The organism is Williamsia deligens (genome assembly GCF_024171765.1).
Taxonomy (GTDB): Bacteria; Actinomycetota; Actinomycetes; order Mycobacteriales; family Mycobacteriaceae; genus Williamsia_A; species Williamsia_A deligens.
This window is the reverse complement of sequence record NZ_JAMTCI010000001.1, coordinates 1156782-1169485: the sequence shown is the minus strand read 5'-3', so window position 1 is coordinate 1169485 and position 12704 is coordinate 1156782. Positions and strand designations below refer to the sequence as shown.

Here is a 12704-nt window from a genome sequence, read left to right as displayed (position 1 = left end):
GCCCGGCGAACGCTGGCGATCGGGACGCGGCTGCGCGGACGTGTTTAGTCTCGGCTCCGTAGCCGTTGATGGCGTAGCAGTATGTGCCGCGACGGGGCGATCCGCTGCAAGCACCGGAGGAGGGGACGCGGCGATCGCTATCGCCGGCGGATGGATTACCGGGGTCCACTGGCGTCCGTCAAACCAGCGCAACGGTGCGTGCTGCCACGGATCGGCGTACCAGCCGGCCGCCGACGTCACCGCCGAGGTCCACGTCACCCCGTCGAACCATCGCAGCGGCGCCGCAGCCGACGGATCGGCGTACCACCCCGCAGGAGCTCCAGCGGCCACTCTGCCTCCCCTCGCCACAGTTGAGGTGACCGTACGGGAGTATCAAACGCCGCACCGACACATCCACGTCTGAAGTACGACTCGTCGTGACGATGCCGGGGTCACGATGTTCGTGGTCACGATGTTCGGTCTCCGGCGCGAGCAACGCCACCGCCCGCAAGCCCGAGGTTTGCCGTAGCATGTCGAGCCAGGTTTGCGCGCGATGAACGTCTACACCGTCGACGATCTCGACGACACCGAGATCACCGCAGAGCAGGCCACAACAGTGGCGTGGTCGTGGCGGGGAGTGGACTACGAATTCGATACCGCAGCCGAGCGTCTCGCCGGCATCGAGTCCGGCGATAGGGCGATCACCGTGATCGACGAGGGCCGCTACGTGTGCCTGCGCTGCACCCCGCGCCGAGCGGCCGCCGACCTAGCGCCCGGATCAGCCCTGCGCCCTGGTCGACGACCGCGGGGGCGTCTAGATGCCGGGCGGACCTGTTCTCACCGGATCCCTTTTGAAGGAGAGCCATGACGGCATTGGCATACCTCGTCTATGCATCTGCTGGCATCACCATCATCGGCGCGACACCCAGTGCAATCCGTGCGGCTTTCTGGGTGGGGCAGCGGACAACAGCGGGGCGCCGCCGACAGCTGCAGCACACTCTCGACAGGCTCGCGTGCGGGTCAACACGGGAGTTCGTCGACGAGCTCCTGGGGCCGCCGATGTTCGTGAACAGGGTTGATGACCGCCCTCAGCAGATCCATCGTCTCGATGGAGCGTGGGTCGCCGTGGAGCTGATTGACGGTGTGGTGCTGGCTTTCTCGATCACTATCACAAACCGGGATCTGGCCTACCCCATCGACGCACAGACCCACCAGCTCATGCGCGGACACCTGGGCAGGGATTCGTTCGCGCAACTGCGTGATTCCGTGGGCAAACCTCTTGAGTCCGCCAGTCAGTTTTTCTGGATGGGTGCGTACAGATGGTACTACAACGAGTCGTACTACGGCGGCCGACCAGGGGCGTACCAAACCTATTGGCTGTCGCAGAACATGGCTGGGGCCGCCGGTTTCCATGCCGGGTCGTACGAAACCTTCGCGACAGGCTCGTATGAACACCATCCCCTGGCCGATATCGATGGCCATGCCAGAGCCGCTGCGTCGCCACCTCCGGATCGGTCATCGTTGACAGCCAACACGCTGACGGTGATGAACTCCGACATTCGGCCTATCCCGATCGACGAAGAGGTTCCCCACTCCAACTCGTATAGCGATCAGTTCTTCGCACGGTCGGTCCTGGGAACTGATAGCGAAACACTGCGACTTGATGCGACGCGATTCCGCCCGCCCACCTCTCGTCCTGTGCACCGTTTCCTGGCCGCCACCCGGCGCAGGGCCCCTATCAGTCGAGAGTGAGGGCAACGGGGCGTGGCGCCGCTTCTGACGCCACGTGATGATGACGCCGAGGGCCGCGGCGAGCCCGACGATCAGACGGTTCCAACTACACCGAGACCTTCACCTTCAGACTGGCCGACCACTTCGGTATTCCGGTCTCGCACTTGTTGGCGGAGTAGACAACGCCGAATACCAGGCACAACGACGTTAGGGAAAGATGGCCGAGTGCTTCTTCTGCGGAACTGATGCCAAGCTCACCCGCGCGCACCTGTTCCATCAGGACATCCGCGCCGCGCTTCCGAATGAGTCCACGGAGGTGACTCTGGCGGCGTCGAGCGTCGCTCGGGGGCTCGTACAAGACCTCATCTACACAGGTGATGTTCGTGACATGAACGTCAAGAAGCTGTGTGACCCCTGCAATCGACTCTGGATGGAGCCGATCGAGAGGGCTGCCGGTCCTATCATCGAATCGCTCATGGGTGGACGCGGCGCTCCGCCCCCGAAAGACCTTTTCCGACTGGCCCACTGGGCGACGATTGTCGGCGCACTCGCAACGCAGACAGGCCCCAGGTTCGACGTACCGGTCCAGCACCGACGCCAGATCAGATTCACGAGAACAGGGCAGCCCCAAAACTTCGGAACGCACCTCATCTTCACCCTTGATACCTACCCGGGCACACAATTCGACTTCATGCGCTTCGAGAGCGAGCCCGGCGCGACCGACGGAGGGGTGTCGTGGTTCAGCGCGCTGCACGCCGGACCGGTGGTGATCATCTCCGCCGAGTTCAGGGTCAACACAATGATTGCCCGCGAACTGCACTACAGCAGTTTTGAGAGCTACCTCGGCGCGGTGTCGAGCAACCTCGCCTGCGTTCCCCCCGCCATCCGCAACGGGCGAGCGGTGGCCCCTGGACTCATCTGTCCCAGCCACTTCGCGGTCCAGAAGATGTATCGAAGTCTCGCCGGCCCCGATGTGTCCTACGTCGACACCGCCCACGGCGGCTCACTGGTGTCTATGGACACCAAGACGTGGACGCACCCAAAACCGTTCGACTACGACGGAACCCTCGTTGATATGCGATCCCAGCTCGATTTGACCTACCTGGATGGCGTGTTCGAGGCGTAATGCCGACGGCCTTCGACGCACCGTTCCCGTGGCTATTATTGCTGCATGGCGCGCGAGCGCGGCGCGCAGGCGGTCAACGAAGTGGTTGCCGCACATCACTTCCGAGCGTCGACCTGGTATATTCTACGTTATCGGCGCGCGGCTGCGCGACTGAACGCATAGCAGCCGTTCGCGTACCGGCCGATCTAGACGTCCTGTCAAGTTCGTCGGGATACCTCACGTTCCTGCGACCTCGGAACCGCAGCCAGTTGTCACCACTTGTCGGGTGGTCTGTACGAGATAATGGCCGAAATCCGATAGGTGCCCTACGCGGGGTACGTTGACGCAACCCGCAACTTGGGCCGAAAGTTGCACGTACACGCCAATCGTGTAGATGTGACGACGAGTGGGCGGAGGGACGCTCAGCGACGGCCCGCGGCGATCCTCTCCTGGCGGAGGCGGTCGATCTCGGGGAGGTCGAGCGGCGGCAGGGGAGAGCCGACGGCCTGCGACAGCAGGTGATCTGCCAACTGCGGATTGCGGGCGAGCGCCGGTCCGTGCAGGTAGGTGCCGATTACCGATCCGGTGACCGCGCCGTCGACGCGGTCACCCGCGCGGTTGCCGTCGCCGGCTTGGACCCAGGAGAGAGGGACGGAGTCGGGGCCGAGAGTGGTTCCGCCCCGGTGGTTCTCGAAGCCGGTGAGGGTGTCGGTGAGCCCGTCGAGAGTGGGCGTTGCGACGAGTTCGCCGATGCTGCGCTTCTCCTGGGGGATGGTCGTCAGGTCGAGCATCGAGATGCCGTCGACGCGCTCACCGGCCGACGTCTCGTACCAATGGCCGAGCACCTGGATCGCCGCACAGATCGCCAACACGGGAGCACCGCGCTCGGCAGCACGCTGCAATCCCGGGTAGCGCAGGAGATGTCGGGTCGCCAGTCGCTGGGCGTAGTCCTCGGCACCGCCGAGTGTGTAGACGTCGAGCGACTCGGGGACGGGGTCGTCCAGGGTGATCTGGACGATCTCGGCGTCGATGCCGCGCATCAGTGCGCGCTGACGCAGGACGAGGGCATTGCCGCCGTCGCCGTAGGTGCCCATCACGTCCCCGAGCACGAGACCGATACGCAGTGTGGAGGTCTCACCCATGACGTGCCTCCCGGCTCCGTTCGATGCGGTCGATCGCGACGCCCAGATCGCGGAACGCCGTGTAGTTCGCGAGGACGTCGACACGTCCCGGTGGGCACGACGCGATCGCTGCGAGCGGGTCGTCGACCGTGGTGTGCTCCGCACCCGCGTAGAGCAGGCGGACACCGAGATCGGCTGCGCGCTCACCGGATGCCACGACGGCGTTGTTCTCGAAGTGCTCGAACCGCACGTCCCACAACCACGAGAGGTCCTCACCGTCGGGGACCTGGCCGTTCACGGCGATGACGAGTCCGGCGGCGTCGGGATCGATCATCGACAGCGCCTCCTGCCACCCGGCGGGGTTCTTCGCGAGCAGCAGGCGTACCGAGTGCTCACCGACCTGGCGGACGCCGTAGCGACCGGCCACCTCGCCCACGGTCCCGACAGCCTCGACGGCCGACCCCGGTTCTGCGCCCATCGCGACAGCAGCAGCGACGGCCTGGGTTGCGTTCCCGCGGTTGGCCTTCCCCGGCAGCACGAGGTTCAGTGGGGCGGTGAAACCGTCGGGCCCATGGATCGAGGAGTCGTCGAACCACCACGTCGGCGTCGGACGCCGGAAGTCGGTGCCCGTCGACCACCAGTCGTCGCCGTCGCGGGCGATCGGCTCGCCCGAGCGCGGGCAGCTGACGGAGTCGTTGGCCCAGCCGGCGCCCGCGGCCACCCACACCACGTTCGCCGCGTCGTAGGCAGCGGAGGCGACCAGGACGTCGTCGCAGTTCGCGATCACCGTCATGTCCGGATGCCGTGCGATGCCCTCCCGCAGCCGTCGTTCGATGATCGTGATCTCTCCGACGCGGTCGAGCTGGTCGCGGGAGAGGTTGAGCAGCACCAGGACATCCGGGTCGACGGCGTCGCTCACGTGGGGCACATGCAGCTCGTCGACCTCGATGGCCGCGAAGGATGCGGTGCGCCCGAGGGTCAGTGCCGCGATGATCCCGGCGTCCATGTTCGCGCCATCGGCCTGGCTGATGACCTCACCCAGGGTGCCCAGCGCGGCGGCGGTCATCTTCGTCGTCGTCGACTTGCCGTTGGTGCCGGTGATGACCGCTGTCCGCTTGCCCGCGGCGAGCCGCTGCATGATCGACGGGTCGATCTTCGCCGCGATCAGGCCACCGATCATCGACCCCTTGCCGCGACCGGTTCTCTGGGAGGCCCATCGGGCTCCGGCAGCCGCTGCGAGTGCTGTGCGGGTACGGAGGGGAAGGCGTGCCCGGGATCGAGCGTGGGCGTCGGACATGGCGACGAGTCTGTCACAAGCGGGCGCCTCGCCCGTGGTGCCATGAGGCCCGCCACACAGCCGACGATCACCACCGCCGCCCCGGTGAGCTGCAGTGCCGAGGGAGTCTCGCCGAGCACCAACCAGCACGCGGTGATCCCCACCACGGGCACCATCAGCGACATCGGTGCGACCGTGCTCGCGGGGTAGCGCCCCATCAGGTACGTCCACAGGCCCGAACCCGCGGCGGTGCCGAGCACGACGACGTACGCCAGGCCTGCGAGGGCGACGAGACCGCTGTGGTCACCGATCGTCGCGAACGCGTGGAACCCGGCGCCCGGGCCCTCGATGGCGAGGCTGACCAGATACGTCGGGACCGGTGGGATCACGCACATCCACAGGGTGAGGTGCAGGGCGTTCGGCGCCTTCGCGAGGCGACTGCCCAGGTTGCCGAACGCCCAGCCCAGCCCGGCGATCAGCGTCAGGACCATCGGCAGCAGGCCGGCGCCTGCGCCATGACCGATGCGGTCGACGGCGATCAGCACCATCCCGCCGACGGCGACCGCGATCCCGGTCACCTGTCGCATGGTCATCCGTTCACCGAGGAGCAGGACGCCGAGGACCACCGTGAACGGCGCCGACGACTGCAGGACGAGGGACGCGAGTCCCGTCGGCATGCCGTGCGCCATGGCCAGGAACAGGAACGCGAACTGGACGACGCCGAACCCGGTGCCGTAGAGCAGGAGCCAGCGCAGCGGCACCTGGGGGCGGGGGACGAACAGGATGACCGGCACCGCCATGACGGCGAAGCGCAGTGCCGCGAAGAAGAACGGTGGGAAGTGCTGGAGGCCGGCGTGGATGGCGAGGAAGTTCAGCCCCCACAGCACGACGACCGTGAGGCCGATCAGGCGATCCCGTGTGCTCATGTCCGTCATCGTGGGGTGCGCCGAGGGTGCAGCACAATTGGATAGATGTGCATTGACGATGTAGTTTTCCTACATGGACGTGCACCGGCTTCGGCTGCTCAGGGAGTTCGCCGACAGGGGCAGTGTCGGGGCTGTCGCCGATGCGATGCGGCTCACTCCGTCGGCGGTGTCCCAGCAGTTCAAGGTGTTGGCACGGGAGGCCGGCATCGATCTCCTCGAGCAGGACGGCCGCGGCCTGCGACTGACCGACGCCGGGCGGGCACTCGTGCTCCGGGCCGACGAGGTGCTGGCCGCCGTCGATCGCGCGACCGAGGAGATGGCGGCACGCAGCAGGTCCACCCTCGGCACCGTGCGGCTCGCGATGTTCCCATCGGCAGCGGCTCTGTTGCTGCCCGGGTTGCTGACCGCGATGCGGGCGTCCGGGATCGAGGTGGTGGCCACCGACGTCGACGTGCCCTACCCGTCGGCTCCGGAGGCGCTGGCGGACCATGACCTCGTGCTGACCCACCGGGATGAGCGGGCCCCGTCGATCACGTCGCCGCGGGTGCGGTCGTCGGTGCTGATGCGCGAACCCGTCGACCTGGTGGTCCCGCCCGGGCATCGGCTCGTCGGGCAGGAGTCGGTCACGCTCGACGACCTCGCGGACGAGGACTGGATCAGCGTGCGCGGCGGGTTCCCCGTCGACGACGTCCTGCTGTCGTTGGCGACGATCACCGGTGTGCAACCGCGGGTCGTGCACCGCATCAACGACTTCGCGGTCATCGAGACGATGGTCGCCGACGGGCACGGTGTCGCGCTGATCCCGCGGTACGCGGTGCGCCATCCAGGGATCCACCAACTCGAGCTGTCCGGTGTACGGGCCGCGCGGATCTACGAGATCCTGCACCGCCCGGGTGCGCTCGACCGGCGGGCCACCACCGCGGTCGTCGGAGCGCTCGCCGACCTGTGTGCTGCGACCGCACTGGGGTGACGATCTCGCCCGCCGTCACGAGGTCGCCATGACGAGAGCGATGTGCATGCCCCACCAGGTCGGCACAGGACCAGCACGAAGGTCGACCCAGCCCACGTTCGCACCGCCATGGGTGCCGAGCCGGCCCGCGACGGCTGTGGCGATCATGGCGAGGGCTCCCATGATCCCGGCGACCACGTAGGACCCGCGGAAGGACTGGTCGGCGACGCCGCTCAGCTCCCGCAACGCTGTCCAGAGGAACAGCAGCCAGGCCGCCGCGCAGAGCATGACGGCGACCGCCGCGCAGCCCCGTGCGATCCCGTGGCGATTGTCGTGCTCGTGCTCGTCGGGGGCGGGGCGGTTGCTCATGTCGTCCATGCCATGAGGCAACCGCATCCGCGCGTCGCCGGCATGAGTGATGTCACTCAGCCCGCGTGGGTGCTCTCACCGAACTCGTAGTCGTTGAGGGGAAAGCTGGAGGCCGCGCGGAACGACGAACTGGTGGACGTCGGTCGCAGGAGTGCTGCCTCACCGTGCTGGTTGAAGTAGTAGCTGCGGGCCGTCGAGCATTGTCCGCGGTAGAACACCGAGTCGTCGAGTCGGCGGGTGACGTAGGCGAGGAAGGCGTCGTTCGCCTCGTCGGTGACCTCGAAGGACGCAGCCCCGCGTCGGTGCAGTTCGCCCAGGAGGCGACGCATGTGGCCCATCTGCGACTCGATCGTCGTGAAGTACGACAGCCCGCTGTACGAATAGGGGCTGTTGAGGCTCAACAGGTTCGGGAACCGCGACACGGTGATGCCCTCGTAGGCTTGGAAACGGTTGTCACGCCACCACTGCCCGAGGTCGCGGCCCTCGCGGCCGACGATGGTCAGGGCGGGGAAGTTCACGTCCCACAGGTTGAAGCCGGTCGCGAGGACGAGGGTGTCGACGGGGGTGTGGGTGCCGTCGGCGGTGACGATCCCGTCGGCGTCGAAGCGCTCGATGGGCGACGTCTGCAGGTCGGTGTCCTTGCGGTTGAACGTTCGAAAGTACTTGTTGGAGAACGTCGGTCGCTTGCATCCGAAGCTGTAGTGCGGGGTGAGGGCACGTCGCGTGGCGCGGTCGCGGACGGACAGCCGCAGATGGGCCTTGGCCAGCAGCGCGGCCGCGGAGTTCATCGGCTTGGCCTGCCGGAAGTGCAGCACACCGACGATCATCAGCGCCTCGAGCAGCGCGTTGTTCACCGACCGTGCGGCCTTCTGCGTGGTGGGGATCCGCGCGAACAGGCGTCGCACCGGCGCCGGGATCGGGAAGTCGATCTTGGGCACCACCCAGATCGGCGTCCGCTGGAACACGGTCAGGTGCCGCGCCCGCTCGGCCAGTTCCGGGATCAGCTGCACCGCAGTGGCCCCGGTGCCGATGACGGCGACGCGTTCACCGGCGACGTCGTGATCGTCGTCCCATCGGGTGGTGTGCAGGATCGTCCCGGCGAAGGTGTCGATGCCGGCGAAGTCCGGTGTGTGCGGCTGCGACAGGAATCCGGTCGCGGTGACGAGGAATCGGCCCGTGATGGACTCGCCTGTCGCGGTGACGACCCGCCAGAACTGCGCGTCGTCATCCCATTCGGCGCGCTCGACCAGGATGCCGAACCGCATGGCGCGACGGAGGTCGTAGGAATCGGCGATGTGCTCGGCGTAGCGCTTCAGCTCCGCGCCGGGGGCGAACAGCCGGGTCCAGTTCGGGTTGGGTGCGAACGAGTAGGAGTACGTCACCGAGGCGATGTCGACGGCCAGGCCGGGGTAGTGGTTGACGTGCCAGGTGCCGCCGAGGTCGTCCTCGCGGTCGAGGATCGTCAGGTTCCGGTAGCCCAGCTCCTGCAGTGCGATGGCCGCGCCCATGCCGCCGAAACCGGCGCCGACGATCACCGCGTCGAACTCTGGTGTCATCGTCGACACCGCCCTTCTATGTATAACTCTGCGTCACAGGTACCGGAGCAGTCTGCGCGAACCGGTCAGACGCCGTCAAGGGAACGCCTACCATTTTCGGTTAGCGACGCTTAACGGAACGCGACGAGAGGTGACTGCGATGCAGGCCGACGCGACGACCAGCCACGCTGCGGGCCCCACCGAACCGCCGTTGCTCGAGGACCCGATCGGTGCGGTACTCGTGGCGACTGCAGAACGACACGGGGACCGCGACGCACTCGTCGAGGTCGCGACCGGCCGCCGGTGGACGTGGGCAGAACTGAGGACCGCAGTCGACGAGGTGGCCGCCGCACTGCTGGCCGCCGGTGTGCAGAAGGGCGACCGTGTCGCGATCTGGGCGCCGAACTGCGCCGAGTGGGTGCTCGTGCAGTTCGCCACCGCGACGATCGGCGCGATCCTCGTGACGGTCAACCCCGCCTACCGCACGCACGAGCTGCGCTATGTCCTGCAGCAGTCGACGTCCCGGGTCGTGGTCGCGACACCGACCGCCGGGTCGTCGGACTACGCGGCGATGCTCGCCGACGTCGGGCCGGAGGTGCCGACCCTCGAGCGGGTGGTGCTGATCGGCACCGACAGCTGGTCGGAGTTCCTCGACGCGGGCCGCGCTGTCGATGCCGCCGCGGTGGAGCGGGCACGTGAGACCACCGCGGTCGGCGACCCCATCAACATCCAGTACACCTCGGGGACGACGGGTTCGCCGAAGGGAGCCACGCTCAGCCACCGCAACATCCTCAACAACGGATACTTCGTCGGCGAGCTGTGCGGGTACACCGAGATCGACCGCGTCTGCATCCCTGTGCCCTTCTACCACTGCTTCGGCATGGTGATGGGCAACCTCGCCTGCGTCACCCACGGGTCGACGATGGTGATACCCGCGCCGGCATTCGACCCGGGCGCGACCCTCGATGCCGTTGCCGCCGAACGGTGTACGTCGCTGTACGGGGTGCCGACGATGTTCATCGCCGAGCTCGACCACCCGCGGTTCGCCGACATCGACCTCAGCTCCCTGCGGACCGGGATCATGGCCGGCTCGCCGTGTCCCATGGAGATCATGAAGCAGGTGATCGACCGGATGGGGATGGCGGAGGTGTCCATCGCCTACGGGATGACCGAGACCTCGCCGGTCTCCTTGCAGACCCGCGTCGACGACCCGGTGGAGAAGCGGGTGTCGACGGTCGGCCGGGTCGGACCACACCTCGAGGTCGCGATCGTCGACCCCGCGACCGGGGAACGCGTCCCGCGTGGTGAGCCCGGGGAGCTCTGCACGCGTGGATATTCGGTGATGCTCGGCTACTGGGACAACCCGGAGATGACCGCACAGGCGATCGACGGCGACGGCTGGATGCACACCGGCGACATCGGCGTCATGGACGACGACGGCTACGTCGCGGTCACCGGACGCATCAAGGACATGGTCATCCGCGGCGGCGAGAACATCTACCCCCGGGAGATCGAGGAGTTCCTCTACCGCCACCCCGACATCGTCGATGCGCAGGTGGTCGGCATCCCCGACGAGAAGTACGGCGAGGAACTCGTCGCGTGCCTGCGGCTGCGACCCGGGGCGCCCGAGGTCACGCCCGAATCGCTGCGGGAGTTCTGCCGGGATGGCCTGGCTCGCTACAAGATCCCGCGGTACGTCCAGGTCCTCGACGAGTTCCCGATGACCGTCACCGGCAAGGTCCGCAAGATCGAGCTGCGCGAACGGGCGACCCAGCAGATCGGGGCCACCCGGCCGCTGCCGGCCGGGTGACCCGCACGATCACGGTGCCCAGGTGCGCGGGGCCTGCTCGCCGGACTCCGGTACGGCACCCCGGTGGGCGCGGTTCACCGCCGAGACCACTGCACGCAGCGTCGCGGTGGTGATCGAGGTGGCGATCCCGACACCCCACACCGTCTCGCCGTCGATCTCGGTCTCGATGTAGCTCGCGGCCTGTGCGTCGAAGCCGGCCGTCAGCGCGTGCTCGCTGTAGTCGAGGACGCGGATGTCGTACCCCACGGTGCCGAGGGCGTCGACGAACGCCGCCAGCGGTCCGTTGCCGGTGCCGCTGATCTCCTTCTCGACGCCGTCGACCTTCACCACCGCGTGGATGGTGTCGTCGCCGCCGTCGGTCTCGGATGCGTCGACGCGCTGGCTGATGCGCTCGAGCGGACGGAGAGGATGCAGGTACTCGTCGGCGAAGACGTCCCACATCTCCTTCGGGTTGACCTCGCCACCCTCACCGTCGGTGATCTTCTGGATCTCGCGGCTGAACTCGATCTGCAGGCGCCGCGGCAACGACAGGCCGTGGTCGGCCTTCATGATGTAGGCGACCCCGCCCTTGCCGGACTGGCTGTTGACGCGGATGACCGCCTCGTAGCTGCGGCCGACGTCCTTGGGGTCGATCGGCAGATACGGTACGGCCCAGACGATGTCGTCGACGTCGGCGCCCGAGGCGTCGGCGTCGACCTTCATCTGGTCGAGGCCCTTGTTGATCGCGTCCTGGTGGCTGCCGGAGAACGCCGTGTAGACCAGGTCGCCGCCGTAGGGGTGACGCTCGGCGACGTTCAACTGATTGCAGTACTCGACCGTGCGTCGGATCTCGTCGATGTCGGAGAAGCTGATCTGCGGGTCGACGCTGCGGCTGAAGAGGTTCATGCCCAGGGTGACCAGGCAGACGTTGCCGGTGCGCTCACCGTTGCCGAACAGGCAGCCCTCGATGCGGTCGGCGCCGGCCTGGTAGCCGAGTTCCGCTGCGGCGACGGCGGTCCCGCGGTCGTTGTGCGGGTGCAGGCTCAAGATGAGCGACTCGCGTCGTGCCAGGTTCCGGTGCATCCACTCGATGGAGTCGGCGTAGACGTTCGGCGTCGCCATCTCCACCGTCGCGGGCAGGTTCACGATCATCGGGTGGTCGGGCGTGGGCGCGATGATCTCGCTGACCGCGTCGACGACCTCCTTGGCGAAGGAGAGCTCTGTGCCGGTGTAGGACTCGGGCGAGTACTCGTAACGCCAATCGGTCTCCGGGTACTTCTTCTCCTCGGACTTCACCAGATGCGCTGCGTCGGTGGCGATCTTCGTGATCGCGGCCTTGTCCGCACGGAACACGACCCGGCGCTGCAGCACCGACGTCGAGTTGTAGAAGTGCACGATCACCGACCGCGCCCCGCGGCAGGCCTCGAAGGTCCGCTCGATGAGTTCGCTGCGGCACTGGGTGAGGACCTGGATGGTGACGTCGTCGGGGATGGCGTCGTCGGTGATGATCTCGCGGACGAAGTCGAAGTCGGTCTGGCTCGCCGAGGGGAACCCGACCTCGATCTCCTTGTAGCCCATGCGGACCAGCAGGTCGAACATGCGGCGCTTGCGCGCCGGGCTCATCGGGTCGATCAGGGCCTGGTTGCCGTCACGGAGGTCCACCGCACACCACGCGGGCGCACGGTCGATGACCTTGTCGGGCCAGGTGCGGTCGGCGAGGGTGATGGTCTCGACCTCGTCGGCGAACGGCCGGTATCGGTGGGACGGCATCGCCGAGCCGCGCTGGGTGTTCCAGGCGGGCTGGCCGGCGGGGATGGGTCCGGAGGGCTCGACGATGCGGCTCGATCCGGAGGTGAAGCTGTCAGCTGCGGGCATTGCGGTGATCTCCTGGCGGGTGCGATTGCGTTCTCGGGAACGGAGACCG

The 12704-nt window shown here is 67.3% G+C and carries 11 protein-coding genes and 1 pseudogene; 5 read left to right on the top strand and 7 right to left on the bottom strand.

The annotated features are described in order from the left end of the window. Positions 1-153 precede the first annotated feature (153 nt). Positions 154-330: pseudogene (locus LX14_RS21045) on the bottom strand (DUF2510 domain-containing protein); the annotation flags it as partial. A 202-nt stretch (positions 331-532) separates the two neighbouring features. Here LX14_RS21045 and LX14_RS05560 point away from each other — a divergent pair. The 3 genes from LX14_RS05560 (at position 533) to LX14_RS05550 (ending at position 2836) form a co-directional block, all read left to right on the top strand. Beyond that, the gene (locus tag LX14_RS05560) at positions 533-847 is read left to right on the top strand and encodes an Lsr2 dimerization domain-containing protein (RefSeq protein ID WP_253646260.1); all 315 of its coding nucleotides are present in this window, start codon (positions 533-535) and stop codon (positions 845-847) included. After that, on the top strand, positions 844-1731 hold the full coding sequence (locus LX14_RS05555) for an ETEC_3214 domain-containing protein (RefSeq protein WP_253646259.1): 888 nt from the start codon (positions 844-846) through the stop codon (positions 1729-1731). The genes LX14_RS05560 and LX14_RS05555 overlap by 4 nt, the downstream gene beginning before the upstream one ends. Before the next feature lie 196 nt (positions 1732-1927). Then, on the top strand, positions 1928-2836 hold the full coding sequence (locus LX14_RS05550) for a hypothetical protein (protein WP_253646258.1): 909 nt from the start codon (positions 1928-1930) through the stop codon (positions 2834-2836). Positions 2837-3237: 401 nt separating this feature from the next. On the opposite strand, the gene LX14_RS05545 is transcribed toward LX14_RS05550, so the two are convergent. Genes LX14_RS05545 through LX14_RS05535 form a run of 3 tightly spaced genes read right to left on the bottom strand, consistent with a single transcriptional unit; the run spans position 3238 to position 6138 of the window. After that, complete coding sequence (locus LX14_RS05545; protein ID WP_253646257.1) at positions 3238-3957, bottom strand: type 1 glutamine amidotransferase; 720 nt, start codon at positions 3955-3957, stop codon at positions 3238-3240. Beyond that, positions 3950-5116, bottom strand: coding sequence for a Mur ligase family protein (locus LX14_RS05540; RefSeq protein WP_253646256.1), 1167 nt, complete (start codon positions 5114-5116; stop codon positions 3950-3952). The genes LX14_RS05545 and LX14_RS05540 overlap by 8 nt, the downstream gene beginning before the upstream one ends. After that, positions 5113-6138 carry an EamA family transporter gene (locus tag LX14_RS05535; protein ID WP_253646255.1) on the bottom strand — a complete coding sequence of 342 codons (1026 nt, stop codon included), beginning with the start codon at positions 6136-6138 and terminating at the stop codon, positions 5113-5115. Before LX14_RS05535 ends, LX14_RS05540 begins: the two co-directional genes overlap by 4 nt. Before the next feature lie 73 nt (positions 6139-6211). Here LX14_RS05535 and LX14_RS05530 point away from each other — a divergent pair, with 73 nt between their 5' ends. Continuing rightward, on the top strand, positions 6212-7108 hold the full coding sequence (locus LX14_RS05530) for a LysR family transcriptional regulator (protein ID WP_253646254.1): 897 nt from the start codon (positions 6212-6214) through the stop codon (positions 7106-7108). A 15-nt stretch (positions 7109-7123) separates the two neighbouring features. Here LX14_RS05530 and LX14_RS05525 read toward each other — a convergent pair whose 3' ends face one another. Both LX14_RS05525 and LX14_RS05520 read right to left on the bottom strand, forming a co-directional pair. Then, positions 7124-7456, bottom strand: a complete 333-nt coding sequence (locus LX14_RS05525; protein ID WP_253646253.1) for a hypothetical protein — start codon at positions 7454-7456, stop codon at positions 7124-7126. Between the two features lie 56 nt (positions 7457-7512). Further along, complete coding sequence (locus LX14_RS05520) at positions 7513-9012, bottom strand: flavin-containing monooxygenase (protein ID WP_253646252.1); 1500 nt, start codon at positions 9010-9012, stop codon at positions 7513-7515. Between the two features lie 139 nt (positions 9013-9151). Between LX14_RS05520 and LX14_RS05515 the strand changes: the two genes are divergently transcribed. Beyond that, the gene (locus LX14_RS05515) at positions 9152-10801 is read left to right on the top strand and encodes an AMP-binding protein (protein WP_253646251.1); all 1650 of its coding nucleotides are present in this window, start codon (positions 9152-9154) and stop codon (positions 10799-10801) included. A gap of 9 nt (positions 10802-10810) precedes the next feature. Here the strand turns inward: LX14_RS05515 and leuA are convergent, their stop codons facing one another. Then, positions 10811-12655: a 2-isopropylmalate synthase gene (gene leuA, locus LX14_RS05510; RefSeq protein ID WP_253646250.1), complete on the bottom strand. Its 1845-nt coding sequence runs from the start codon at positions 12653-12655 to the stop codon at positions 10811-10813. Between the last annotated feature and the right edge of the window lie 49 nt (positions 12656-12704).

What these genes read in the sequence shown, in the direction of transcription:
- LX14_RS05560 (WP_253646260.1), top strand. Translation starts at nt 533, where the DNA reads ATGAACGTCTACACCGTCGACGATCTCGACGACACCGAGATCACCGCA.
- LX14_RS05555 (WP_253646259.1), top strand. Translation starts at nt 844, where the DNA reads ATGACGGCATTGGCATACCTCGTCTATGCATCTGCTGGCATCACCATC.
- LX14_RS05550 (WP_253646258.1), top strand. Translation starts at nt 1,928, where the DNA reads ATGGCCGAGTGCTTCTTCTGCGGAACTGATGCCAAGCTCACCCGCGCG.
- LX14_RS05545 (WP_253646257.1), bottom strand. Translation starts at nt 3,957, where the DNA reads ATGGGTGAGACCTCCACACTGCGTATCGGTCTCGTGCTCGGGGACGTG.
- LX14_RS05540 (WP_253646256.1), bottom strand. Translation starts at nt 5,116, where the DNA reads ATGATCGGTGGCCTGATCGCGGCGAAGATCGACCCGTCGATCATGCAG.
- LX14_RS05535 (WP_253646255.1), bottom strand. Translation starts at nt 6,138, where the DNA reads ATGAGCACACGGGATCGCCTGATCGGCCTCACGGTCGTCGTGCTGTGG.
- LX14_RS05530 (WP_253646254.1), top strand. Translation starts at nt 6,212, where the DNA reads ATGGACGTGCACCGGCTTCGGCTGCTCAGGGAGTTCGCCGACAGGGGC.
- LX14_RS05525 (WP_253646253.1), bottom strand. Translation starts at nt 7,456, where the DNA reads ATGAGCAACCGCCCCGCCCCCGACGAGCACGAGCACGACAATCGCCAC.
- LX14_RS05520 (WP_253646252.1), bottom strand. Translation starts at nt 9,012, where the DNA reads ATGACACCAGAGTTCGACGCGGTGATCGTCGGCGCCGGTTTCGGCGGC.
- LX14_RS05515 (WP_253646251.1), top strand. Translation starts at nt 9,152, where the DNA reads ATGCAGGCCGACGCGACGACCAGCCACGCTGCGGGCCCCACCGAACCG.
- leuA (WP_253646250.1), bottom strand. Translation starts at nt 12,655, where the DNA reads ATGCCCGCAGCTGACAGCTTCACCTCCGGATCGAGCCGCATCGTCGAG.